At 57.8% G+C, this 24,695-nt stretch carries 21 protein-coding genes and 1 tRNA gene; 13 read left to right on the top strand and 9 right to left on the bottom strand.

Features of this window, described 5'->3' with window-relative positions; all coding sequences use genetic code 11:
- Window position 1: 1 nt before the first annotated feature.
- The 4 genes from smc to EDB94_RS13340 all read left to right on the top strand — a co-directional run bounded on the left by smc (window position 2) and on the right by EDB94_RS13340 (window position 9,637).
- Complete coding sequence (gene smc, locus EDB94_RS13355) at window positions 2-3,496, top strand: chromosome segregation protein SMC (RefSeq protein ID WP_108018890.1); 3,495 nt, start codon at window positions 2-4, stop codon at window positions 3,494-3,496.
- Between the two features lie 122 nt (window positions 3,497-3,618).
- Window positions 3,619-4,632, top strand: a complete 1,014-nt coding sequence (gene zipA / locus EDB94_RS13350; protein WP_008174413.1) for a cell division protein ZipA — start codon at window positions 3,619-3,621, stop codon at window positions 4,630-4,632.
- Between the two features lie 73 nt (window positions 4,633-4,705).
- A complete protein-coding gene (ligA, locus tag EDB94_RS13345; protein ID WP_108018891.1) occupies window positions 4,706-6,742 on the top strand; it encodes an NAD-dependent DNA ligase LigA in 2,037 nt (678 codons plus the stop codon).
- A 144-nt stretch (window positions 6,743-6,886) separates the two neighbouring features.
- Window positions 6,887-9,637: a hypothetical protein gene (locus EDB94_RS13340; RefSeq protein ID WP_108018892.1), complete on the top strand. Its 2,751-nt coding sequence runs from the start codon at window positions 6,887-6,889 to the stop codon at window positions 9,635-9,637.
- Window positions 9,638-9,649: 12 nt separating this feature from the next.
- Here EDB94_RS13340 and EDB94_RS13335 read toward each other — a convergent pair whose 3' ends face one another.
- The 3 genes from EDB94_RS13335 to EDB94_RS13325 form a co-directional block, all read right to left on the bottom strand.
- Window positions 9,650-10,282 carry a CBS domain-containing protein gene (locus EDB94_RS13335; protein ID WP_014576938.1) on the bottom strand — a complete coding sequence of 211 codons (633 nt, stop codon included), beginning with the start codon at window positions 10,280-10,282 and terminating at the stop codon, window positions 9,650-9,652.
- A 73-nt stretch (window positions 10,283-10,355) separates the two neighbouring features.
- Complete coding sequence (mnmC, locus tag EDB94_RS13330; RefSeq protein ID WP_108018893.1) at window positions 10,356-12,254, bottom strand: bifunctional tRNA (5-methylaminomethyl-2-thiouridine)(34)-methyltransferase MnmD/FAD-dependent 5-carboxymethylaminomethyl-2-thiouridine(34) oxidoreductase MnmC; 1,899 nt, start codon at window positions 12,252-12,254, stop codon at window positions 10,356-10,358.
- Between the two features lie 4 nt (window positions 12,255-12,258).
- Window positions 12,259-12,879, bottom strand: a complete 621-nt coding sequence (locus EDB94_RS13325) for a peptidylprolyl isomerase (RefSeq protein WP_108018894.1) — start codon at window positions 12,877-12,879, stop codon at window positions 12,259-12,261.
- A gap of 218 nt (window positions 12,880-13,097) precedes the next feature.
- Here EDB94_RS13325 and EDB94_RS13320 point away from each other — a divergent pair, with 218 nt between their 5' ends.
- Complete coding sequence (locus tag EDB94_RS13320; RefSeq protein ID WP_014576942.1) at window positions 13,098-13,847, top strand: hypothetical protein; 750 nt, start codon at window positions 13,098-13,100, stop codon at window positions 13,845-13,847.
- Between the two features lie 38 nt (window positions 13,848-13,885).
- On the opposite strand, the gene EDB94_RS13315 is transcribed toward EDB94_RS13320, so the two are convergent.
- The 3 genes from EDB94_RS13315 to flgA all read right to left on the bottom strand — a co-directional run bounded on the left by EDB94_RS13315 (window position 13,886) and on the right by flgA (window position 15,565).
- Window positions 13,886-14,356 carry a flagella synthesis protein FlgN gene (locus EDB94_RS13315; protein WP_008174427.1) on the bottom strand — a complete coding sequence of 157 codons (471 nt, stop codon included), beginning with the start codon at window positions 14,354-14,356 and terminating at the stop codon, window positions 13,886-13,888.
- A 7-nt stretch (window positions 14,357-14,363) separates the two neighbouring features.
- Entirely contained in the window at window positions 14,364-14,690 is a 327-nt protein-coding gene (flgM, locus tag EDB94_RS13310; RefSeq protein WP_008174429.1) for a flagellar biosynthesis anti-sigma factor FlgM, read from the bottom strand.
- Window positions 14,691-14,863: 173 nt separating this feature from the next.
- Window positions 14,864-15,565: a flagellar basal body P-ring formation chaperone FlgA gene (gene flgA, locus EDB94_RS13305; RefSeq protein WP_108018895.1), complete on the bottom strand. Its 702-nt coding sequence runs from the start codon at window positions 15,563-15,565 to the stop codon at window positions 14,864-14,866.
- A 188-nt stretch (window positions 15,566-15,753) separates the two neighbouring features.
- On the opposite strand from flgA, the gene EDB94_RS13300 reads away from it, so the two are divergent.
- From EDB94_RS13300 to EDB94_RS13275, 6 genes are all read left to right on the top strand, one after another.
- Complete coding sequence (locus EDB94_RS13300) at window positions 15,754-16,683, top strand: chemotaxis protein CheV (RefSeq protein WP_008174434.1); 930 nt, start codon at window positions 15,754-15,756, stop codon at window positions 16,681-16,683.
- 37 nt (window positions 16,684-16,720) lie between these two features.
- On the top strand, window positions 16,721-17,548 hold the full coding sequence (locus EDB94_RS13295) for a protein-glutamate O-methyltransferase CheR (protein WP_008174436.1): 828 nt from the start codon (window positions 16,721-16,723) through the stop codon (window positions 17,546-17,548).
- Window positions 17,549-17,551: 3 nt separating this feature from the next.
- Window positions 17,552-18,748, top strand: coding sequence for an MFS transporter (locus EDB94_RS13290; protein ID WP_108018896.1), 1,197 nt, complete (start codon window positions 17,552-17,554; stop codon window positions 18,746-18,748).
- A complete protein-coding gene (locus tag EDB94_RS13285; RefSeq protein WP_108018897.1) occupies window positions 18,748-19,365 on the top strand; it encodes a flavin reductase family protein in 618 nt (205 codons plus the stop codon). The genes EDB94_RS13290 and EDB94_RS13285 overlap by 1 nt, the downstream gene beginning before the upstream one ends.
- Window positions 19,366-19,385: 20 nt before the next feature.
- The gene (locus EDB94_RS13280; RefSeq protein WP_014576947.1) at window positions 19,386-20,285 is read left to right on the top strand and encodes a LysR family transcriptional regulator; all 900 of its coding nucleotides are present in this window, start codon (window positions 19,386-19,388) and stop codon (window positions 20,283-20,285) included.
- Between the two features lie 110 nt (window positions 20,286-20,395).
- Entirely contained in the window at window positions 20,396-20,761 is a 366-nt protein-coding gene (locus tag EDB94_RS13275; protein ID WP_104271048.1) for a hypothetical protein, read from the top strand.
- 28 nt (window positions 20,762-20,789) lie between these two features.
- Here EDB94_RS13275 and EDB94_RS13270 read toward each other — a convergent pair whose 3' ends face one another.
- Both EDB94_RS13270 and EDB94_RS13265 read right to left on the bottom strand, forming a co-directional pair.
- Window positions 20,790-21,449, bottom strand: coding sequence for a cupin domain-containing protein (locus EDB94_RS13270; protein WP_014576949.1), 660 nt, complete (start codon window positions 21,447-21,449; stop codon window positions 20,790-20,792).
- A gap of 66 nt (window positions 21,450-21,515) precedes the next feature.
- A complete protein-coding gene (locus EDB94_RS13265) occupies window positions 21,516-22,046 on the bottom strand; it encodes an isochorismatase family protein (protein ID WP_008174446.1) in 531 nt (176 codons plus the stop codon).
- A gap of 205 nt (window positions 22,047-22,251) precedes the next feature.
- Between EDB94_RS13265 and EDB94_RS13260 the strand changes: the two genes are divergently transcribed.
- Together EDB94_RS13260 and EDB94_RS13255 are read left to right on the top strand one after the other, a co-directional pair.
- A tRNA-Ser gene (locus EDB94_RS13260) sits at window positions 22,252-22,342 on the top strand.
- Between the two features lie 222 nt (window positions 22,343-22,564).
- Window positions 22,565-23,995: a heme peroxidase family protein gene (locus tag EDB94_RS13255; RefSeq protein ID WP_219908263.1), complete on the top strand. Its 1,431-nt coding sequence runs from the start codon at window positions 22,565-22,567 to the stop codon at window positions 23,993-23,995.
- A gap of 89 nt (window positions 23,996-24,084) precedes the next feature.
- Here EDB94_RS13255 and EDB94_RS13250 read toward each other — a convergent pair whose 3' ends face one another.
- Window positions 24,085-24,687 (bottom strand): DUF938 domain-containing protein, encoded by a 603-nt coding sequence (locus EDB94_RS13250; protein WP_108018898.1) that lies wholly within the window; start codon window positions 24,685-24,687, stop codon window positions 24,085-24,087.
- Between the last annotated feature and the right edge of the window lie 8 nt (window positions 24,688-24,695).

Genomic DNA, 24,695 nt, shown 5'->3' with positions numbered 1-24,695 from the left:
TATGCGGCTGAAGTCCATCAAACTGTCCGGCTTCAAATCGTTCGTAGATCCCACCACGGTTCCGTTCCCCTCCAACATGACGGCCGTGGTCGGCCCCAATGGGTGCGGCAAGTCCAACATCATCGATGCGGTGCGTTGGGTCATGGGGGAGAGCTCCGCCAAGTACCTGCGCGGCGAATCCATGACGGACGTTATCTTCAACGGTTCCAGCGCAAGAAAACCTGTGGGACAGGCCTCCATCGAACTGGTGTTTGATAACAGCGATGGGTCCGCGCCCGGTGAATTCGTGAAATTCAACGAAATCTCCGTTCGCCGCCGCGTTTCCCGGGAAGGGCAGTCCGAATATTTCCTGAATGGCTCCAAGTGCCGGCGTCGCGACATTACTGACCTGTTCCTCGGTACCGGTCTCGGCCCGCGGAGCTATGCCATCATCGAACAGGGCATGATCTCGCGGCTGATTGAGGCAAAACCGGAAGAGCTTCGGATCTATATTGAAGAAGCGGCCGGCATTTCAAAATACAAGGAGCGGCGCCGGGAAACGGAGAACCGTATCCGCCGGACCCAGGAAAACCTGGAGCGTCTGACCGATTTGAGGGAAGAGCTGGGCCGCCAACTGCAACACCTGGAGCGTCAGGCAGCCGCAGCCGAGAAGTACAAGGCCTACAAGCAGGAAGAGCGCCAGAAAAAAGCCGAACTGACGGTGCTTCGCTGGCAATCCCTCGACAATGACTTGCAAGCCTGGCGAGGCAAGATCCGGGATACCGAGCTCGAGCTTGAGAAATACCTCACCGAGCGGGTCAGCCTGGAGACCTCCCTGGAATCCCTCCGCGACAATCACCAGGAACGGACCGAGCATTTCAACCGGGCACAGGCACGCTATTACGAAGCCGGGGCCGATATCGCCCGTATTGAGCAGAGCCTCGAACACCAACGTGAACGCAGCCGGCAAATGGCGGCGGAGCTGGACCAGGCCATGGCGAACCAGAGAGAACTGGCCCGCGAGCTGGAGCAGGATGAGGACAAGCTTGCGGGAATCCAGGAAGAACTCGACATGATGGAGCCAGAGCAGGAAGCGCTGGCAATACGCTCCGAGGAGTCTGGTGAGAAGTTGCAGCAGGCCGAAGACGCCATGAGCGACTGGCAGCACCAGTGGGAAGACTTCAGTGCCCGTTCATCGGACGCGCGGCGCCAGGCAGAGCTGGCCCAGTCCAGAATCCGCTCGCTTGAGGACGCCATTGAGCAACTGCTGGTCCGCCAACGCAAGCTTCAGGACGAACAGGAGTTGCTGGAAGGTCAGATGGACCGCGCCGAGCTCGAAGACCTGCTGGAACAGCAGGAAACCCTGGAGCTGAAGCGCGAAGAGGCGGCCGAACGGATTGCATCCGTTCAGGACGAGCTCTACGAAGCCCGGCAGCAACAGCGTGATGCCGAGCAGGCGCTCTCTGAAGAACGCCAACGGGTGCAGAGCCTTCGTGCGTCCCTGGAGTCCCAGCAATCCCTTCTGGATGAGCAGATGGGGGCCGGGGATGACGTTCTGCAATCCTGGCTGTCACAGAACGCCCTCAGCGATATGCCCCGGGTGGCCAGTCAGCTTCAGATTACCGATGGCTGGGAGTTTGCTGTCGAACAGGTTATCGGGCGGTTTACCCAGGGTCTCTGCCTTCCCGATATTGATCAGCTCTCGTCCGCCATGAAAGAAGCGCCAAAGGGGTTGGCGCTGGTGGAGGCAGAAGCCATAGACGGCAGTGAGCGTTCCGGGTTGGCGGCCAAGGTTTCCGGAGTGCCGGGAATTGCCTCGTTGCTTCGCGGCATCGATACCGTCGAAACCGTCTCTGACGCCATGGGTATGCGATCGGGGCTTCGGGACGGTCAAAGCCTGATGACACCCGAGGGCGTCTGGATATCCCGGGAGTGGGTCCTGATGCCGGACTCTGACGCCGGCCAGGTCGGTGTGATTGAGCGGCAGAAGAAGGTGACCGAACTGACCGCGCAGCTGGCCGAGGCGGAGGAGGCGCTGGAAGCGGCTACCGAACGGCTGGAAGAGCTTCAGGAGCGGGCAGAGCGTTCGGAAGCAGCCCGGGATGAGGCGCAGACCCGTCTGAGAGAGGCAGATCGTGAACTGAGCACACTGGCGTCCAGGGTCAGCGGCCTGCGAGCACGTGCCGAGCAGATTGATGCCCGTCTGCAGCGAATCCGGGACGATATCCAGGACGTGTCCGAAAACCTCGAGGGCCAGAAAGAGAGTCTTCAGGATGCCCGGGAAGACTGGCAACTGGCGCTGGCTTCCACCGAAGACAGCGATGAAGAGAAAGAGCGGTTGCTGGAGCAGCGCGATACCTTGCGCGAAAGCCTGGACCGGCTTCGCCAGGAGGCCCGGCACGACCGTGACCACACGCATCAGCTGCAGCTCCAGCTGCAGACCCTGCACAGTCAACGGGACGGCCTCAGGCAGACGATTGATCGGATGCAGTTGCAGAAGGAGCGTATCGACGAGCGCCTGGAGATTCTGAGGGAGTCCCGGGAAAGCGCCGAAGAACCCATCGAAGACCTGCAGATGCAGCTCGAAGGGCTGCTGGACCGGCGATTGGCGGAAGAGGAAAAGCTGGGCGCTGCTCGCGACGCGCTGGAAGAGATTGATCGGGAAGTGCGGGAAAAGGAACAGGGCAGAAGCGGAACCGATCATCGCATTCAGGAAGTCCGGTCCCGACTCGAAAAACTTAAAATGGAGTCCCAGGCCCTGGAAATCCGTTCCGGGAACCATGTCGACCAGCTCAAGGAGCTGGACGTAAAACTTCAGGATATCCTCGCCCAGTTGCCCGAGGGTGCGAACGAAAAAGACTGGGCAGACGAACTGGAGCGGATCGGAAACCGAATTCAGCGCCTGGGTGCGATTAACCTGGCGGCCATCGAGGAATATCAGGTTCAGAGTGAGCGCAAGACCTACCTGGATTCCCAGCATGAAGACCTGATGGAAGCCCTGGAAACACTGGACAACGCCATACGGAAAATAGATCGGGAAACCCGGCAGCGTTTCAAGGAAACCTTTGACCAGGTGAACGGTGGTCTGCAGGCTCTGTTTCCCAAAGTGTTCGGAGGCGGGAACGCCTACCTCGAGCTTACCGGTGAGGATCTTCTGGAAACCGGCGTTGCAATCATGGCGCGGCCGCCGGGCAAGAAGAACAGCACCATTCACCTGCTGTCGGGCGGCGAGAAGGCCCTTACGGCGATCGCACTGGTGTTTTCGATTTTCCAGCTGAACCCGGCACCCTTCTGTATGCTGGACGAGGTGGATGCGCCGCTGGATGACGCCAACGTGGGCCGCTATGCCAACATGGTCAAGGAGATGTCCAAGCAGGTTCAGTTCATCTACATTACCCACAACAAGATTGCCATGGAGATGGCGGATCAGTTGATGGGCGTAACCATGCACGAACCGGGGTGTTCGCGCCTGGTGTCGGTCGATGTCGACGAGGCAGCGGCTCTCGCAGAGGCTTGAGGCTGTTCAGAATTCAGGCGACCATGACAATCACGCCATCTGGCCCGGGTGTGCGTTGTATTCATTACGGGCTTTTCTTAGAGTAGCAACGTTACGGGATCTGCAAACAGGACAGCAGCACTATGTCACTTAGGGAATGGTTAATTGCCATCGGTACCCTGGTTATTATCGGCATTGTCATTGATGGCGTGCGCCGCATGCGGCGTGCCCGGAAGGAATCCATGGCAATCTCATCGGGCATGGGCGCCGATGAGCTCGAGGATTCGCCACTCGATGACGAGTACAACCCGGAGTTGCCCAATGGCGGCGCACGAACCATCTCCCGCGACACACTCGAAGAGCGTGGCTATGTAAAGCGTGAAAAGCCCAGCCGATTTGGTTCTCCGAAACCCAAACCGACCCGCCCGGTGACAGCTGCTGCCAAGGAAGAACATCGGGAGTCGCCAGAACCGGATCTGCATCCGGAGCCGGAAAGCGAACCGGCTGCCGAGTATCACGATGAACCTGTTGAGTCGGATCCCGATTTCGGGTTGTCCAGTCATGAGCCTGAAGAAACCGAGCTCGAATCAGGTTGGGGGGCCATCGAAGATGAGGTGGAAGCAGTCCCGCCTACGGTGACAACCGAAGTAGAGGAAGATACGGCACGGCGTGAACCTTCCCGAGCGGTCAGTGGTCAGCCGCTGGCAGGTGCGAATCGCCCTGAAGCCCGGGAAGTGATTGTGATCAATGTCCTGGCCAAGAGCGGTGAAGACTTCAAGGGGGTGGCCCTGAAGAAGTTGTTCGAAGCCTGTGGTCTGGAGCATGGTGATATGGACATTTATCACCGGCACGAGGAGTCCGATACCACCAGCCCGGTCCAGTTCAGTGTTGCCAATGCCGTGGAACCCGGCACGTTCAAGCCGGGCGATATGCCGACCCTGGCCACGCCCGGTATCAGTTTCTTCATGAGTATGCCCGGGCCCACCAATGCGCTGCAGGCGTTTGACTTCATGCTTGAGACAGCCCAGGCCGTGGTTCGTAACCTTGGCGGCGAGCTTAAGGATGAGCGCCGGAGCGTGATGACTCCTCAGACAATCGAGCACTGCCGCCAGAGGATTCGGGAGTTCGAGCGCAAGCAACGTTCCCAGCGAGTCTGAAACCAGGCGGTAAAAGAAGGCCAGATGCCCGGTTTGTTCCGGGCATTTTTTTGAGAGACGAGAGTGCCAGTCCATGAGCAAAGCCACGCCCGACATCATTCAGCGTGTTGAAGAACTCCGTTCGGCGATTGATGACCATAACTACCGCTATTACGTGCTGGATGACCCGCGTGTTCCCGATGCGGAATACGACCGGTTGTTCCGGGAATTGCAGGGCCTGGAAACCGATTATCCGGAGTTGGCTTCGGACACGTCGCCCACGCGGCGGGTTGGCAGCGCCGCGGAAACCAGCTTTGAGGAGGTAGTGCACAGGCTGCCCATGCTGTCGCTGGATAATGCGTTCAGCGAGGACGAACTTCGTGATTTTGACCGGCGGGTAAAAGATCGGCTCGGTATCACTGAGGACGTGGAGTATGTCTGTGAACCCAAGCTGGACGGGCTGGCGGTGAGCCTGCACTACGAGAATGGCGCCCTGACGACCGCCGCCACCCGGGGGGATGGCTATTCCGGGGAGGACATAACCGCCAATATCCGAACCATTCCCTCGGTACCGCTGAAGCTCCGTGGCGACGACGTGCCCGATCTGGTGGAGGTCCGCGGCGAAGTCTACATGCCGAAGGACGGTTTCGAGCAGCTTAATCGAAGCCTGGCGGAGCGTGGCGAGAAGACCTTCGTTAATCCACGTAATGCGGCGGCCGGCAGCCTCCGGCAGAAAAAGTCGACGGTTACCGCCAGACGCCCTCTCGAAATGTGCGCCTACAGCGTTGCGGTAACCGACGAAAGCCTCTTGCCGGATACCCAGTGGGAGGGGCTCAAGAGAGTCCAGAGCTGGGGGTTTCGCATTAATCCCGAGATGCGCAAGGCCAGGGGCGCGGAGGAATGCCTCGAAGCCTACAGCGAGCTGATGGACAAACGCGACGGTCTCCCCTACGAAATCGACGGTATCGTCTTCAAGGTGAACCGGCTTGACCAGCAAAAGGCCCTGGGTTTTGTATCCCGGGCCCCTCGTTGGGCGATTGCCCAGAAGTTTCCGGCTCAGGAGGAGCTCACGGTTATCGAAGACGTGGAATTCCAGGTCGGCCGTACGGGTGCGGTTACCCCGGTTGCCAGGTTAAAACCCGTGTTTGTAGGCGGTGTGACGGTGAGCAACGCCACCCTCCATAACATGGACGAAATTCGCCGACTGGATGTCCATATCGGCGATACCGTGTTCATTCGCCGCGCCGGTGATGTGATTCCGCAGGTGGTCAAAGTGGTGGCCGAAAAACGCCCCTCAGGCGCCCGGGAAGTGGAATTGCCCCGACAGTGCCCGGTGTGTGACTCGGATGTTATCCAGATCGAGGGTGAAGCCGTTGCCCGATGCTCTGGCGGCCTGTTCTGCCCCGCGCAGCGAAAGGAAGCCATTCGCCACTATGCCTCCCGCAAAGCCCTCGATATTGAGGGCCTGGGAGACAAGTGGATAGACATCATGGTGGATCAGGGCATGGTGGAAACCGTTGCCGATCTGTATCGCCTGACTACCGACGACCTCGTGAAACTTGAGCGAATGGGAGAAAAGTCGGCGGCCAATCTGGTGGCTGCCATTGATCGGGCCAGAAACCCGGTGCTCTGGCGGTTCCTGTATGCCCTTGGCATTCGGGAGGTGGGGGAGGCCACCGCTAAAGCCCTGGCGGGCCATTTCGGAACTCTGGAGGCCATTGCTGCAGCGGATGAAGAGAGCCTTCAGGCGGTTCCGGATGTCGGGCCGATCGTTGCGGGTCATATCCGTAGCTTTTTCGAGCAGACCCACAATCGCGAAACCCTGGATGCCCTGCGTGAAGCCGGTGTGAGGTGGCAGGAAGAGGAAGTCCGGGAGGGAGAGAAGCCTCTGAAAGGCCAGACCTGGGTGCTGACGGGTACGCTTTCCGGAATGACAAGGGACGAAGCCAAAGAGAAGCTTGAATCCCTCGGAGCCAAGGTGGCCGGCAGCGTTTCCAAAAAGACGGCCTGCGTGGTCGCTGGTGAGGCCGCCGGTTCCAAACTGGCCAAGGCTGAACAGTTAGAGGTACCTGTTCTTGATGAAGCCGGGCTGGTGGCGTTGTTGGAAGAGCACGGCCTGGGCGCGGGCTAACCGAATCTGAGAACTCGCGCAGATCCCCTGCGTATCAAATTGGCTACCATGGCGTTGTTCTGTAACGGTGTGTAAACCGCCCGGTGTTCATGTTTCATCCGGGCGGTCGCTGCCATAACAACAACGATTGAAACGGATTTTTTCATGGGCGCCGATTTTCACTCTCGCATTCATCCTGTTCTCCAACTTGCCGTTCTGGCCCTGCTTTCACTGGGGCTTGCTGCGTGCAAGACGGAAAAGGATCCCGACCAGCCCACAATCCTTGGCGTACCCCCGGTGTTCGCCTATCTCGGTGTTGAATACTCCTACAACTTCGGGGCCTACGGTGGCGAAGATATCCTTGATTATTCCCTGACCAATGCGCCGTCCTGGCTGGCGCTCGAGGACACCAGTAACAAGGCCCGCCAGGGCATCATTATGCGCGGTGTCCCCGGTCTCACCGGCGGTAGTCGAGGAGAGGCGGACCTGGGCAAGACCGAAGGCATCAATCTGGTAACAACCGACGGCCGCATGGCCGGCGCCCAGCCGTTCGATATGGATGTGAAGTACAACGTCATGTCTCTGGATGCAGAGCCGTTTACGGAAGGTGAAAGCCCGGAAATCCCTGCCAGTAACCGTGAACAATGCACCTTGCCCGATCTTGAAACCGAGGGTGAGCACAGCGTTACCATCAATCTCTACAACGATGACGGCTCCGTATCGGGCACCAGGGATCTGACACTTCCGACGCGCCGCGTCTTTGTCAAGGTTTCCCTGGATCAACCGTCGGTAACCCGGGTAGCGGTAGCCTTTGAGCTTTTGTCTGACTATGACGCATCCAGCTGCGACGTCGGATTCTCGCCTCCACACCAGAACTGCGATCACAGTGCCTCCAATGCGGGAGATGCCATCCTCGGCACGGACATTGTCGGGTTGGGCAGCAACAGTTCATTGCCTCGCGATGAGACGGGGGAAAGCGAGCTGGACTATATCGACTATGAGCTTGACGAACAGGGCTTCTATACGCGCGGCGTGATCACACTTGAGCCGGGTATTACCGAGTGTTATCTGCCATTGGAGGTGGTCGAGGACAGCTTTGCCGAGCCCGTCGAGTCCCTACGCCTGGCACTGACAGAAGTGCGATCCGGTCTGGCCGGTCTTGGCAGCGGTAACGGTGGTGTCGTTACCAATTTGTCCATTCAGGACAACGAACCGGTTCTGTCGCTGGAAACTGTAAACGGTGGCGGCAGGGATACGCTGAACGTGGGTGCTGTGCGCGAATACGTCGCGAGACTCTCTGGAGACAGAGACCGGGATATTTTTGCGAAGCTGAGCCACACCGAAGACTCCACCGCACGTCTCGAATCCGAGTTCGTTATCGAGCGACTGGAGGACGGAAGCTGGGTTGAGAATGACGAACTGATTTTTCCTGAGGGGACCGATGAAGTGCCTTTTCGGATTCGGGTACCGGAGGCCGGCTATGCCAACCCGGCCTTCAGCGACCGGTTTATCCTGCTGGGCCTCAACGAGAACTTCCAGGCCGGTCGAGAGGATTATGCCCGGGCGGAGGCTGAAAACCTGATCCGGATCAGCCTCAACGAGCTGACGTCTCCGCTTGCTCTGAACCCTGGCGACGGCTTTGTGGCCACAGACATCTCGATGGGCCATGACGGCAGGCTGTTCGTTGCCGGCTACGACACCCAGGATAACGATAGGGTGCTGGTGCGGATTTTTGACCAACGAGGCACTCAGTTGCAGCAGGTTGATATATCCTCTGCGAGCGACAGCCTGAGCGCTCCGGATCCGGTCATAAACGTGGTGCAACGGAAGGTGACCGAGGGTGGGACGAAGGTAGACCGGTTCGAATTTGTCGTGGCCTACAGCACCGATCAGTCTGTGGCGGGAACGTCCGGTCTGGGCGGCCTGGATTCAGTGACATCGCTTTACTGGTTTGATTCCGCCACCAACGGTGGCGAATACGTTCCCACCTGGACCATCCGGACCGGAACGGATGCTGATGATCAGGTTCGCTGGGCCGGAATCAACCGTGACACCGGCTATGTCATCCTGGCCGGGGAAACGGAAGGTGTGTTTGATCAGCAGCAGGGATCGGGCGGCAGGGACAGCTTCCTGCAGCGAATTGATACTGAACTGGACGGCAACACGCAGCAGCCTGCGGTTGCCTGGACCCGCCAGGCCGGCTCAGCAGCCGATGACCGTGTTGCCGGCGGCAGCACAGAATCTGTGAACCCCGGGTTGTTTGGTTCGGCCGCGGGATCTGTGGAAGGCGCTTCAGTCATCGGCGGCATTGACGCCTTCTTCTTTAACGCCTCCAGTGCCACCAGCGAACTTGATGTCAAACAGGTTGGCACCACTGGCGATGAACCGGTTTCCAACGGACTGTATACCGGTAGCACGCTCTGGCTGATTGGTGCCAGTGATGGATCCTATTCTGTGCTGGAGCAGGAAGAGGAAGACCCCGTTCTGGAGAGGGAGGCGCTTTCCAGTGCTGCCGGGTTCCTGCTGGGATATTCAGCCGCCGGGAATGTCAGTCGGGCCTTCACCCTGAATGACGAAGACGATCAGTCCAGCGAGGCATTTCTTGGGTTGGCTGATTTCGATGGCGACATGGTTGTGGCGGGTACCACGAACGGCGACTTCGCCAGCGGCGGTGTGGTGTCCGGAATGGAGCAGGGCATCGCTGCCCGGGTATCGCTGGTTCCAGAACCGGAGACGGAAGAGGAAGAGTCGGAATTCAGAAACAACTGGCGATACCAGCTTGCGGCCGATGACTCTGCCATAGTGGATCTCGAAAACTACCGCGATGACGAAATACCTGCATTAACCCGAGTCGGCAACAACTGGTATGTGCTTCTCTTCAGTCCAGAGGGAGAGCTGTTGACGCCTCTGAATTAGATGACGTTGGAACTACACCGTTCCCTGATGACGGCCGGCGCTGGCGTAAAGTCGCAGGTAGTCCGTGCTGGTAACAATTCCGGAGGCGGCGCCTTTGGCATCTACCACCAGGGCTGCGTTGAGCTGGTGGGCCAGCATGAGCCTGGCGAGCTGGTGGGCATCGGTCTCGGGTGAGGCTGTCAGGAACGCGGGCAACTCGATGTGAACCAGGCTCTGGCTCATGGCATCGGCTTCGTTCTCGTGAAGCCAGCCCAGGAGCCAACGCAGGTCGACAAGGCCGGCAACGTTGTTATCCGCCATGATCACAAGGTGATGCACCTGGTGCTCGTCCATGACGGTTAAAGCCTCAGAAATCGTTGCAGACGCCGGAACGGAATACAGGGTTTGAGACGAGATGCTGGATACCGGCAGATAAGGGCGGTCTTCCCGGCGCTCGCCAGCGGCCGCCGCGCCGTATTCCTCCAGTGCTTTGTAGCGACCGGCATTGGCGGCCTGCTGGAACTCGGCGTCCGTTGCCTCACTTCGGCCAGGATTGATGCTCTGGGTTTCTGCCAGCTCTGTAACATCACCCACGGGCCGTGCCCGGAATGTTTCCGGTAGCCGGGTTCCGACCGGGCGGCCGGGTTCGCTGACAAAAATGGACATGGGTTCTCTCCGTGACTATGCCACCATTTCGATGGTTATCGGCAGTCTGACCGGAAACTTCAGCTGGAGTTTATTACGAAACCACCACATTCGTCTGATAGAGGCGTCGGGTTTCAAGGCGTTTGGCCAGGTTCGCGGGAAGGCAGGGAGGTTGTCCAGTAAGCAAGTCAGCCAGATATTCGGCCAGGAGCGGTGCGTAGGTCAGTCCTTTGCTGCCAAGGCCAGTAAGGAGGTAAAGGCTATCGAGATCGCCGCTCTCGCCGTCGAAAACGGGGCCGGCCACCGGCTGGTAGTCATGGGTGGTGCATCGGAAGGCAACCCGGCCACTGAGTTCCTCGGCGCGAAGCGCATCGCTTTCATCGGAAAACACCGCAGGCAGCATCGAGCCGAGTTCATCGATGTTCTCGTTATGACTTTCCACGGTGGGCGATGGGTTGTTGTCGCGTAGATCGAAGGTTGCGCCGGTTACGGCAAACTCGCCCAGTGCAGGGTTCAGATACCGGTTCCCACAGATAACGGCCGTTGGGCCTCTGAGAGCTGTCGCTGGCAGGTGGCTAACCTGGCCACGAATGGCTTTCAGCCGGAAACGACCCTTTGTCGGGATAAGCTCCGGGCTGAGATGGCCCGAGCAGATGGCCACCCGGTCAGCAGTGATCGATCTGTTGTTTTCCGTCGAAATGCTCCATGTTCCGTCCAAACGCCGAAGATTGTTGACCTCGCTATGGAACAGCGTGGATATCAGCGGGTGGTTCGCCAGTTCCTTGCAAAGGTTTGCGGGTTCGAGCCAGCCACTGCCGGGGAACCAGAGCCCGCCGGATTCCGTGGGCACGCCTGTCAGGGCGCTGGCCTGTTCCCGGGTCACCGGGTAAAAGATACTCCGGGGGTAGTCGTTCCTTTGGAGAAACCTCCGCTGCCGGTCCGCTTCCTGGGGATTGTGGGCCAGCTGTAGCAGGCCGGTCGGATGCCAGTGCTGGTCGCGCCAGTTGTGGTAGAAACGCTGCGCGAACGTGAGGGATGTGAGCGCCAACTCGGTCTGGTCGTTGAACTCTACGCCCAGCTTCACATACAGGGCGCCCTGAGCGTTGCCGGACGCTGCTGCACCCGGGCCATGGGCGTCGATCAGTGTTACCGGGTACCCCCGGTCTGCCAGGTTTCTTGCCAGTGCGCAGCCGGCAACACCTGCGCCGATGATTAAGATCGATTCCTGTTGTTCCGTGGGAGCCGTTTTGATGGGTGCCGGGTTCTCCGCGACAAGAACGCCTTTCAGCATATCCCGTTTGCGACCGTATCCGGCGGTTTTTTCCATCCGGAATCCGGCCTCCATCAAGGCCCGACGAATCCGGCCAACGGAGGTAAAGGTCGCCAGAGTTGTGCCCGGCCTGCTGTGTGCACGGATCTTGTTGATGATGTTTTCCAGCCACATATCCGGGTTGCGGGACGGGGCGAACCCGTCCAGAAACCAGGCGTCGGCTTGAAAATCCAGGGATTGCCAGGCGTCGGTAATGTCGCCGAAAAACAGCGTCAGTCGAACCTGCCCGCCGGCCAGGACCAGCCTGTGTACCCCGCGCACCAGGGGTGGGTAATGCAGAAGCAGTTCGTCGGCCAGCGCCGCCAGTTCGGGCCACTGTGCCAGGGCCCGGGCCAGGTCCTCGTGGGTGAGGGGGAAACGTTCAACGGAAACGAAGTGCAGCGTCGCCGCATGGGCCGGAGCGTGTCGCTGCCAGGCTTGCCAGGCAGCGAGAAAGTTCAGGCCGGTTCCAAAGCCGTTTTCGGCAATAACGAAATTGCCGCCTTCGGGAATCTGTGCGAAACGTTCGGGCAACTGGTTGTGTTGCAGGAAAACGTAGCGTGTTTCCTCGAGACCATTGTCGCGGCTGAAATAGACATCGCCGAACCGGATGGACTCCGGGACGCCGTCGTGCCAAGCCAGTTCAGCGGGCTCTATTCCGGGCGGCAGGGGAGCATGGTCCACGGTGTCAGCCTTTGGGGTCGACCACGGTGACGGTTTCGATGATCACAGGTTCAACCGGCACATCGGCCATCCCCTGTTTGCGGGTGGTCTGTTTGCGGGCAATGGCGTCGACAACGCCCATGCCCTCGATCACCTTGCCAAAAACCGCATAACCCGGGCCGCGAACTCCGGCGTTCAGGAACCCGTTGTCGGAAAGGTTTATAAAGAACTGGGACGTGGCGGAATCAGGCGCACTGGTGCGAGCCATCGCAATGGTTCCACGAAGGTTCGGCAGTGTCTCTTTCGCTTCGTTGCGGATAGGGGCCCGAGTGGACTTGCGGGAGAGATCCCGGGTGAAACCGCCGCCCTGGATCATGAACCCGGGTATAACCCGATGGAAGATGGTGCCGTCGAAAAAACCGTCTTCGGCGTACTGCAGGAAATTGTCGACCGTTTCGGGCGCAACATCCGGGCGAAGCTGAAGCTCGATAGCGCCTTCACTGGTCACCATGCGGACCTTTGGAAGTGGATCACTGGCCGGCTGCTCATTGGTTTGCGCCTGCACCGCGGCAGTCGGCATGAGCAGGGCGAACGCCATAAGCAATACGGGAGTCACAGTTTTCAGGGGTTTTACCATGTTTGTCATTTGCAGCCGTTCTCCGTGTTATTAGCAGGTGTGTTTCCTGCGACAATTCGGCGAATTCTGTTATCAGGTGCCAGATCTTACCAGATGGTGATGGTAAAACGGGCACTGCATCCACGCACATCGTTGTGTGATCGGCTAACCTTCCCGATATCGGAAGTCATGGATCACACTGGCCGGGCCGGGTTGTACGGTTTTCACTGTTTAAAAGGAGACACTGGGTGAGAATCCGTCAGGGATTTGAAGAGAAATCACGCCTCGGGCGATTGCTTATCAATCGTGGGTATCTGTCTGAGGGGCAGGTTAACGAAGGCCTCAGGCTTCAGCGCGAAACGGGACAGCGCCTGGGTGAGGTATTTATCCAGGCGGGCTGGATCAGCGAGAAGGAGCTGCATCGTGTCCTCAAGCACCAGTCCCGCTATCGCAACGCTGCCGCCCTGGTAACAGCGGTCACGCTGCCATTCCAGCCCCTGGTAACCTTTGCGGCCAGCAATTCGGCCGAGGCGTCACAGGCAACGCTGGAAGCTGGCGAACTTTATGAGAGAGGCAATCTTGCCCTCATGAGTGAAGCCGAGCTGGCGGCGATTTCGGGTCAGGGCGATCCGACCCTGCTGCAGCGCATTGGTATTGTCAGCAATATGGCGGAGAACCCCGCAGGAAATGGGGAGCAAGGCACCGAGGCATCCGCAGATGTTATTGAAGGTCTCAAGCTTTCCGCCAATATCTTCGTGCCGGTTCTGAACTTCCTGGATTCAGATCTCAGCATTTCCGGTGTGCACTATCGTGAAGGGGAGCCGCGTTATCGGGTAAGAGAAGATGGCGCCTTGATGCTGGCGTTCCCTGAGCGCATCGAGGAAATCCGGATGGACAATATACGGGTTACGGGAGGCCAGGGAGCTTCAATGGGCAACGTGAGCATTCACGACATCCGGTTTCATCCCGACTCCCAGATGACCATCTACACCCGATAAAGTGGAAAGCATGGCTCGGCAGAGCCATGCGTCCGGGCTCAGGCGCTGGCGAGCACCGTGCTGCTTGATACCGTGGTCTGCTGACCCTGTGCACCGTACAGCTTTTGCTGGCCGGTGGCGCCGCGGAAAATATCTGTGAGCCTCGACAAACGCTTTTGCAAGTGGCTGATTACGCGACCGTTGGTCTGGTTCAGCGTCTGACAGGTTCGCAGCTTCTGGTCCGCTTCCTGCCAGAGTTCGAAGAGATCCGAGAATCCGGCGCTGCGAATAAAGCGGGAAGGCTCGCCACTTTCGGGGCGATATCCCATTTGTACGAGCGTTCGGATTTTCTGTTTGGCGCGTTCGCGGACTGCACCGAGGAGATCGTTCTTCTCTCTGGTCAGGGCGTCCAGCTGGCGGAGGTCGGAATTCGCAAGGCAGGTCTTTTCCTTGCCGAGAACGTCAGCCAGTGTTTCAAGCTGGCTGATATCCTGGGAAAGAAGGGTCTTCAAATCATCAATTGCGGCCATGGTCTACTCACCCGAAAATGCTTTCATCCATCTCAAGCATTTTCTGGGCCAGCTTCTCGGCGTCAATCTTGTACGTGCCATTTTCGAGGGCGGAACGGATCTGCTCGATGCGGTCGTCATCCATTTCCGGATAATCGCCCAGCTTTTGTTCGAGCTGCTTCAGATTCTTTGCCTGATTGCTCAGGCTAACGTTCTCACCACGGGCCCCCTGGGCCTGTGTCTTCGCCTGTTCGTTGGATGCCGGCTGGGTATTCTGTGCGCCGGAGCTTTTGTCGGCCGTGGTTCTCTGGGTGTTGACCTGGCCGGGGCCAATTCCATTTAAGTCAACTGACATATCTGTACCTGCTTGCCTGTCGCGCCACGAATGCGGCGCTTACTCGAGTTTATGTCTTCTTAACGGCGGCGCCGCGAAAACCTTTAGTACTTTTAGCACTTTTTTTCATCTGCTTTTACGACCGGTTTTGCGGCATTCACTTGCCGCTCCGGCAAGCCTCTGCCGCACGCGGCTCACATCGGAATCTCCACGTGGCCCGGCGCGACAACGCTGGCTCTTATCGTGCGCGATGAGCGCAGATTCTCAACCAGAACCTGTTCGCCAACGCTGGCGCTTGCCAGGGCTTTGCCCCGGGAACGTACTGAAAATCCACCGGTTTTGGCGGTGATGATAACATGATCGCCTCGTTCGACCGCATTCGGGGCCGAAAGCATGCCTGGTGTAACGAGCGATCCGGCATTCACTGCGCGCCGCACTTCCATGCCAATCGCCTGCTTCGAGTCGGTAATCACGCCACGTCTGGATGAATTGATTTCAACAGACTGCTTCGCAAGCAGCCCTTCGGTTATTCGCTCTCCACGTGTGAGTGGCCTCGCTGCCACCAGGGCTGGCCCATGGATAGAGACTGAAGCGGTAACAAACATGCGCCATGGGCGGGTTCCTTCGCAGGCTACCTGCAACGACGGGCTGGTGCTTTTCCATGGATCCCCGCTGAACTCTACACTCAAAGGCTTTTCGCACTCGGCGAGAGCGAGGCGGCTGTCGATGGAACCGGGTTCGAAGGAAACGGTGTAGCCATGCTCGGCCTGTTCAGACGCAAAGCTGTCCAGAAACGCCAGGGTTGCTTTCTGAATCTGTTCAGCCGTCGTTCCAGCAAGGAGCGGCGTGCTCAGGCCAGACATTAGCAGTAGTAGGGCGAAATTCGTGATGCGCATACGTATCAGTTTGTCCTATGCTGTCAACAACAGGGCAGAAAAGCCCGAATCAGGCTAAGGATTCGGTAAAAGTGGCCGTTAAATGGGCTGACCCACCCCTGATATGACGGGTTTCCGTCGATCAGGCTATTATTCAGTGAACAGCAAGATATATGCCGTTGTAATTCCGGCAAGCCAGGAGAATCGAAATGGCAGGGGTTTTGGACAGTGTCAACCAGCGCACTCAGATGGTCGGAAAGAACCGCCTAGAGCTGCTTCTTTTCCGTCTCAGGGGGCGTCAGATCTACGGGATCAACGTGTTCAAGGTGAAAGAGGTTCTGCAGTGTCCGAAGCTGTTCTCCCTACCCAACAGCCGCCCGGTCGTTCGAGGCGTCGCTCATAGCCGGGGTGAGACTATCCCCATTATCGATCTGAGCATGGCAATCGGTCTGCCCGGTATCCCGCAAGAAGAGCTCTCCACCAGCTTCGTCATCATCACTGAATACAATCGCAAAACGCAGGGTTTCCTGGTGAGCGGCGTCGAGCGAATCATGAACATGAACTGGGAAGAAATCCTGCCTCCACCCAAAGGAGCCGGCAAGGATGTCTATCTTACCGCTGTCACGAAAATTGATGATAAGCTTATTGAAATCATTGATGTAGAGAAGATTCTTTCAGAAGTTTCTCCGCTTGGGGAGGACGTAACCGAAGCCGTTCTGAGCAAGAGCGCGGACCGGGTGCCGGGGCATCTGCCCGTGCTGGTGGTCGATGATTCGTCCGTGGCCCGGCGCCAGATACAGCGGTGTCTCACCGCGATTGGCATGGAAGTGGTGCTGAAAAACGACGGCAAGCAGGCTATTGAACATCTGAAGGAAATCACTGCGGACGGTTCCCGGGCCAAGGATCACTTCTCTCTGATCATCTCGGACGTGGAGATGCCTGAAATGGATGGCTACACCCTCGTCACCAAGGTGAAAGAGGACCCGGCGCTTTCGGATATGTTTGTTATGCTTCACACCTCACTCAGCGGTGTGTTCAACCAGGCCATGGTAAAGAAGGTCGGGGCCGACGACTTTATGGCAAAGTTCAGTCCGGACGAGCTGGCAGAGCGGGTGATGGAAATCATCGACCAGGGTTGATGGAGCCGCTCAAAGATTCACTCAGAACAGAGACCCAATGAAAGCGGAAATAACGCCACAGGAATATGAAGCCTTCAAATCGTTCCTGCAGGATGCCTGTGGGATTTTACTGGGCGATAATAAACAGTACCTGGTCAAAAGCCGGTTGCGCAGGATTCTTGAAGAGAACAGCCTGAATACCCTGGGTGAACTGCTTGAGCGCCTTAAGCGCCCCGGGCGGGGCGGTCTGAAAGAGACTGTCATCGATGCGATGACAACCAATGAAACCCTGTGGTTCCGTGACAATCACCCTTTCCGGATTCTTCAGGAGAAGCTGCTTCCCGAATTCGCAGAGCGCAACTCGATGCAGCCTTTGCGTATCTGGTCTGCGGCCTGCTCAACCGGCCAGGAGCCGTATTCGATTGCCATGATCGTCGAGGAGTTTCGGCGGGCGAGGCCCGGGAAGCTCCGGGATGTAAAGATCACCGCGACGGATATCTCCAAAAGCGTTCTTGATGTGGCTCGCAAGGGCGAGTATGAAATGCTTGCTATTGGTCGGGGGCTCTCGCCAGAGCGCCAGAAGCAGTTTTTCACGCCGTCCCTGAACGGTGGCTGGCAGATCAAACCCCAGATCAAGAGCATGGTGGAGTTCAAGGAGTTGAACCTGCTTGAGCGTTATATGCTGGGCAAGTTCGATATTGTGATGTGCCGGAACGTTCTGATCTATTTTTCGGCGGACCTGAAAAAGGACATTCTCACCCGGATGCACGCCACCCTGAACCCGGGCGGCTACCTGGTTCTTGGTGCCTCGGAATCGCTCAACGGCTTGCCCCATCTCTATGAGATGGTTCAGTGCCACCCCGGAATCATCTACAGGAAAAAATAATCCATGCCCCTCAATGTCTGGGTCCTGGTTGCCGCTCAGGCGCTGGCCATGTGCACAGCGCCTTTTATCGTTTTTATAGGCAGCATTCAGGGCAGAATGCTCGCCCCGGCGCCCGAGTACGCAACACTTCCCGTCGGTCTGGTGGTCGTAGGCACCGTTCTGGCTATCAAACCGGCAACCTGGTTAATGGAGCGCATTGGGCGCAAGCGCGTGATGCTGCTGGGTGCCATCATGGGCATTGTTGCAGGTCTTATTGGAGGCCTCGCGTCCTGGACTGGTCTGTTTTCCCTTCTTTGTCTTGCGGCCGTGGTCGGTGGTACGGGGCTTGCGGTGGTTCACCAATATCGGTTTGCGGCCATGGAATCCGTGGCGCCGGGTATGGCGGGTTCTGCTGCCGCTCGCGTGTTGCTGGGTGGTCTGGTCGCAGCCTGGCTCGGGCCGGAAGTTGCGGGTCTGGGTAGCGGCGCGGCGGAGCAATACCCGTTTCTGGTCAGCTGGATCGCTCTGGCGGCCGTCCAGGGTGCGGCTTTGTTGATTCTTGCTATCGGTTACCGGGCAGGGGCCGAGCGCGTCCAGGAATCCAGGCCGGGAGGAGGGCGCCCCCTACGGGAGATTATGGTGAACCCTTTAATATGGGCTGCCATGAGTGCCGCGGCCATTGGCTATGCGGTGATGAGTTTCATCATGACGGCGACGCCGCTGAGCATGACCGAAATGGCCGGCCACGACCTCGACGATGCCAAGCGGGTGATCCAGCTCCACATAATGGCCATGTATCTTCCGTCGCTGATCAGCGGTTGGCTGACACGCGTGGTAGGCATTCCCCTGATGATGGCAGCGGGCCTGCTGGCCTACCTGGGCTGTATTGCCCTTGCCGCGAGTGGTGTCAGCTTCCACCACTATCTGTCAGCGCTGTTGTTGCTCGGCGTTGGCTGGAATTTCCTGTTCGTTGGTGGCACAACGCTGCTGCCCCGGGGGTATCGGGATGCCGAACGCTTCCGCGTCCAGGGCCTGAACGACATAATGGTTTTTGGCTCCCAGGCGACCGCGGCGCTGTCTGCCGGCGCAATTCTGAGCTGGCTGGGCTGGGGCGGTCTGGTCATGGTTGCCGTACCCTTCCTGATACTTCACGGGTTATTGATGACTTTGTGGCTGTTGCGCGAACGAACGCCCGAAGCTGCAGTTAACGGGAGAGAGTGATGCTTATAGATTTCGAGGGTATGGATCCGAAAGATGCCTACCACATCCTTACCCAGACAGTAATTCCGAGGCCAGTTGCCTGGGTGCTGAGTGAAAATCCGGATGGGGATTACAATCTGGCGCCTTTCTCGTTTTTTACGCCGATCACCAGCAATCCTCCGTTGCTGATGATTTCCGTTGGTAAAAAACCGGCTGAGGGCGTGTCGAAAGACACCCGGGTAAACATTGAAGAGAGAAAGAATTTTGTCGTTCATATCGCCCACCGGGATCTCGCCGCGGCGGTCACAGAATCCTCGCGAACCTTGCCCCATGGCGAATCCGAACTGAAAAATCTTGATCTGGAGCTGGTGGATTTCGAAGGCTCGAGCCTGCCTCGGCTCAAGGACTGCAACGTGGCTTTTGCCTGCGAGCTCTACGACATCAAGGAAATCGGTGCCGGGCCCCAGTCACTGGTATTCGGAAAAGTCACCCGGGTATGGGTATCTGATGATGCAGCCCGTTACGATGACAAGAATCGCCTGACCTTCAATGGCGCTGCGATTGATCCGATCGGCCGTCTCGGCGGAAGCGAATACGTCACCTTCGGTGAAATCCTCAAAATTCCGCGGCCATCCTGAACCGGGGGCAGGGCAAAGGAATGGAACAGCTTAACCTCCGCCATCTCTACTATTTCTGGGTGATCAGCCGGGAAGGTTCGATCGCCCGAGCCAGTGAAGTCCTGGAACTGGCGCCGCAGACCCTCAGTGGCCAGCTTGCCACGTTTGAAGCCTCAGTGGGTGGGCGCCTGTTCTCCCGGGAAAGGCGCAAGCTCATCCTCACAGACTACGGACGGCTGATCCTCGGCTACGCCGACGACATATTCGCCCTCACCGGTGAGCTTGCCGAAACCCTGCGGCTTGATCCTTCCGAGCGTCCGCTGACCCTGCGAGCCGGCGTCTCCGCTTCCATTCACAAACTGATTGCCTACTACCTGCTGCAGCCGGCGATGGCGGGCGAGCGGTCCATCCAGCTTGAATGCCAGACCGGGCGCACCGAAGATCTTGTGCTTAGCCTGAAACGCAAGGAGCTGGATCTGGTTCTGACCGACCGGGTGCCACGGTTGCAGGAGGACGGCAATCTCACGGTACATCCTCTGGCGGGATCCAGCATGAGCCTGTTCGCCGCACCAGAGTTGGCTAGAAAGCTCAAAAAGGGGTTTCCGGAATCCCTGAATGGCCAACCGTTGCTGGCCAACGCCACGGATGCACCTTATTTCGAGCGACTGATGAACTGGTTTTCCCTGAATGGGGTTCGCATGAAACTTGTCGCCCGGGTAGATGACAGCGCCCTGATCAAGGTATTTGGCAGCCAGGGCTATGGCGTGTTCGCTGCTCCAACCTCAATCCGCGAGGAGGTCTGCCGCCAGTATGAGGTAGAGCAGATTGCCTCAATTGAAGACGTCATGGATGAATTGTTCGCCATCACTCGTGGCCGAAAAACCGCCCATGAGGGCGTCCGTGCCATTGTCGATGCCCACACGGGTGATCGTGACGCCTGATTGCATCGAAAATAACGATCTTAAAAGCTCACAAAAGCTTATTTTATCGAACTCTGTTCCTGTCCATCATGGAGTTGCGAAAGGCAGCAACCCGAAGAGGAGCAGTAGCTATGAAGACCATCCACAAATTCCGTCTGGAACCGGGCAAAGAGCCGACCACGCTCACGCTCAAAGAGGGTTACAGGGTGGTGCGCAGCGAATACATCGTGCCCCATAAGGCCGTCTACCTCTGGGTGGAGCAGCCCCTGAACGTAACCACACCAACCCTTGAGCGGCAGTTCCGAGTCGCTTATTCGGGCGAACCAGTGCCTGACAGCTTCGAATACCTCGATACCGCACTGGATCCATTTGGCCCTGAGGCGTACCACGTGTTTGCAATACCTGCCGGTGAAGAAGAGCTCTTCAATACGGCATCTAACGGTGCAAGCAACGACGCGTTCAGCAGGCAGAACTGGCAACACACAGCGATCTCTTGACCACTTCAGGGCCCTTCGGGGCCCTTTTTTATGGCGTCTCGATCGGCAGGTGGCCGGTTTTTACCCAGATGATTGTTTCCTTGTCCACGAACGGGTGATGCTGGCTCAGGTGGGGGCTCCGAATCCAGGTGCCCGCCGGGTAGCGACCATGTTCATCGCAAAACTCACCGGACAGCACGAATATCTCCTCGCCGCCGAAGTGCCTATGGGGTTGGAAAACCTCATTGGCCGGCCACTTCACCAGGGCCACATGCTCGTGCTCGAATTCGTGCAGCGGCATCACCTCAAGCCCGCCCATACCGGGCCGCCACGGCGCAGTGCGCGTATCGATGCGCACTGTGGATCCATCGCGTTCGTCGAACTGATGCAGCTTGACCAGCAGCGTGCAGCCTTCCTTACTGAAAGGGGCGTGTCCACTGCCTGGCGGGTTCCGCAGATAAGTACCGGCCGGGTAGTCGCCGGTCTCGTCGGAAAACACCCCATCCAGAACGAGGATTTCTTCGCCCAGTGGGTGCTCATGCCGGTTGAAGGAGGCACCAGGCTCGTACCGGACCACACTGGTCGCATGACCACGCTCTGCTTCCTCGCGGGCAAGAGGCTTTCTCAAAACACCACCGGCAGGGCTGGGCACCCAATCCTGTTCTTCGGTGCGGATGATGACTTTTTTGGAAAAGTCCATGTTGAGCATTGCGAACCTCGAAACCACCTGAAATTGAAGTGACTAGTTACGTGGGCGCCAGCCTTCCGGATGCCTCTATTTGATCAGGGCCTGAATGTTCCGGAACTGCGGATGTTTGCAATGACGCATCCATTCAAACGCCACCATCTCAAGCGTTACAATCCTGGCGCCGCTCTCGTTCAGGCGGTCCAGAGCGACGTCCCGGTCAAACTCGTTGCGTGAGCCGGTAGCATCGGCTACCACCCATACCTTGTAACCAGCATCCAGCAGGCTAAGGGCGGTTTGCATCATACACACATGGGTCTCGCAGCCACCGATTACAATGTGCTGCCGGCCCTCCGGCAACTGGTCAACGAGCCCATCGGGGCAGGCATCAAAATGGTGCTTGGCCAGGGTCTGGTTGCAGAGCTCCCGGACCGCTTCAACATTATGTCCCAGCTTGTCCGGCAGCTGCTCGGTGCCCAGCACAGGAACTTCCATGAGTCCGGCAATGGTGGCCAGCACGATGCAGCGGTCCACCACCTCGTCGCCATGGCTAATGGCCGGCATCAGCTTTTCCTGGACATCGATGAGCAACAGCGTCGATTGCTCGGCTTTCATCAGCATGAATAGTCTCTCCCCACAAACTGGATGATTATACTTGGCGTTGTACTAACGATAGTCCTGAATCTGCTCAACCGGTAAAGAGAAAACCCGTCTCGCCCGAATTTTTTTGACGATTTTCCCCGGGGGAGTTGCCAAGCGCCCGTAAAACCATTAAAGTTTGCGCCCTCAAATGAGCGACGACGTTGCTGATTTGAAACAGTTTATTGGAGAGGTGGCCGAGTGGCTGAAGGCGCACGCCTGGAAAGTGTGTAAACGTTAATAGCGTTTCGAGGGTTCGAATCCCTCCCTCTCCGCCAATACAAAACCCCAGCAGAAATGCTGGGGTTTTTTATTGCCCGATATACCCCCACGCTGTTCCAGAAAACTCCCCCGTTTTAGTTCTTGATGCTAACCATTTTAAGAGCTACCGTTTCGTTGTCAGATACCTTGAATTACCGATTGGTCAATATGCAAAGGACAGCAATTGGGGCTAGTAGGGTGTCTCCACGCCTTATCTGATGATTATCGAGGGAGAGACAATGAGCCACTACCATGGTATGCAAGATCTTAGCGGGCTGCCCGAGCATTGCAGGGTAGATTACCAGCCTTCCAGGGAAGATCGTTTTGGATGGATGTTTCCTCATCTGGCGCATTCCTACGTTTCACCAACCGTTCTGCAGAACATTGGCAAGGCCGGTGGCCCGATGGACAATGGCGGAGCCAGCGACCGGACGTCATCGGTGGCTGTCGGAATGGTGATTTTTGGGCAGTTTATTGATCACGATATAACGCTCGACACCAGTTCCAGCTTCGCTTCAGTGAATCACCCCAATGAAATTCCCAATGTGCGAACACCGACCCTGGATCTTGACTCGATCTACGGCAACGGTCCCGAAGCACAGCCATACCTGTACAACCAAACGCCTCCGTTCAGAAACGCCAAGCTGCTCACGGGTGCCGATGAAGCCGGCGCTGATGACCGGCGTAAAAACGACCTGTTAAGGGTTCCAACTGGAAGCGCCATTATTGGCGACCCCCGGAACGATGAGAACCGAATCATCAGCCAGATGCAGTTGGGCTTCATCAAGTTTCACAACGCCATCTGCGACAAGCTCCGTGCCGAGGCCGCTGCTGATGGTCGTGACCTGAAAAATGATGAGCTTTTTGAAGAAGCCCACCGGGAGGTCATCTGGCACTACCAATGGGTGGTTGTGAATGATTTTCTCGTTTCCATGTGCGGTCAGGCGGTCGTGGATGATGTGTTGAGCCAGGGGCGCCGGTTCTATAAATGCAGCGTACCGTTTATTCCAATTGAGTTTGCCGTTGCCGCGTATCGCTTTGGCCACTCTATGGTGCCTATGAAAATACAGGTACAGAAGGGAGATACGGCCTTCGAATTCTTTGGACAGATTCTCGGCCGCGGGTTTTCCCCGGTGGGCGACACCCGGGCTGTCGTTGATTGGCACGAGCTGTTTTTTACGGATGAAAATCGCGTTGTTCAGAGAGCTGAAAAGCTCGACACGTTAATGGCAGGCGATCTTCTGGAGCTTCCTTTCGTGCCTGATGGCGGTGAAAAATCCCTGGCGACGCGGAATCTTCTCAGGGGTAACAGCTTCAGGCTTCCCGGGGGTGACACGATCGCTCGGGAAATGGGTCGGGCGGACGCTGAAATCAACGCCGTCATGGCCAGGATCAGCGCCATATCGAACGGCGAAGTAACGTCTGGAGCGCCCCTCTGGCTATACATATTGGCCGAGGCAGAGGTTGTTGGCAGGGAATCCTCACCCGGAAACTTCGAGCCGGGCGAAGGGCTCGGCCCAGTCGGCGCCAGGATCGTTGCTGAGGTCCTGATTGGACTTCTGGAGCTTGATCCGGAAAGCTACCTGGGCTCGAATCGTAACTGGATGCCCTCCAGTGCCTACGATACCGTCGGGAAGATACTGTCTTCTGTCAATTCTGACCTGCTGTAGCCGGCATCCGTAAGGAAAACTGGTCCGTCGCTGCGCCCTGTAAATGGATGGGACCGGTGGCGGACCAGTTGCGCAATTGCGCTCTGGTATCAAGTTCGTCGCCAAACCAACAACCGATTATTAGCCGGCATTCCGAAATCCTTTTCAAGCTTCAGACCGGTTGCTTCACCCAGAGCCTCGAGATCCTCCATATCCCGAATTCCCATATGCGGCGCCTGTGTTCTCAGCGACAGGTCGAACCGTACATTGTTTTCACTGGTGTGCCGACCGCCATAGCTGAAAGGCCCATAGAGGCAGAAGATTGCGCCCCTGCGTAGGGCCTCCGCCAGGCCGCGAAACATTGCCTGCACTTCTTCCCAGGCCATGATATGCGCCGTATTGGCGGAGAACGCGCCGTCGATGGCGGGCAGGCTGGACCAATCTCCGTTCAATACCTCCAGGGCAATGGGCGGGTTGATATTCGTAAGGTGGGCGCCGTCGATCCACGCCCGGGAAAGCTGGGCGTTCTGAGGGTGATCGGTGGGCTGCCAAACCACGTGGGGTAGTTGAGCGGCAAAGTGAACGGCGTGCTGGCCCGTGCCCGTGCCGATTTCCAGAATGGTGCCCGGCTGTTTGAAAAGCTCGACAAGTTTTTCCAGAATCGGCGCTTTGTTATTCTCGCAGGCTTGAGAAAACGGCTTGTCTTTTTGCATGCTCCGAC

Source organism: Marinobacter sp. 3-2, from assembly GCF_003751355.1.
Classification (GTDB): Bacteria; Pseudomonadota; Gammaproteobacteria; order Pseudomonadales; family Oleiphilaceae; genus Marinobacter; species Marinobacter adhaerens.
This window is presented reverse-complemented; position numbering and strand designations above follow the sequence as displayed.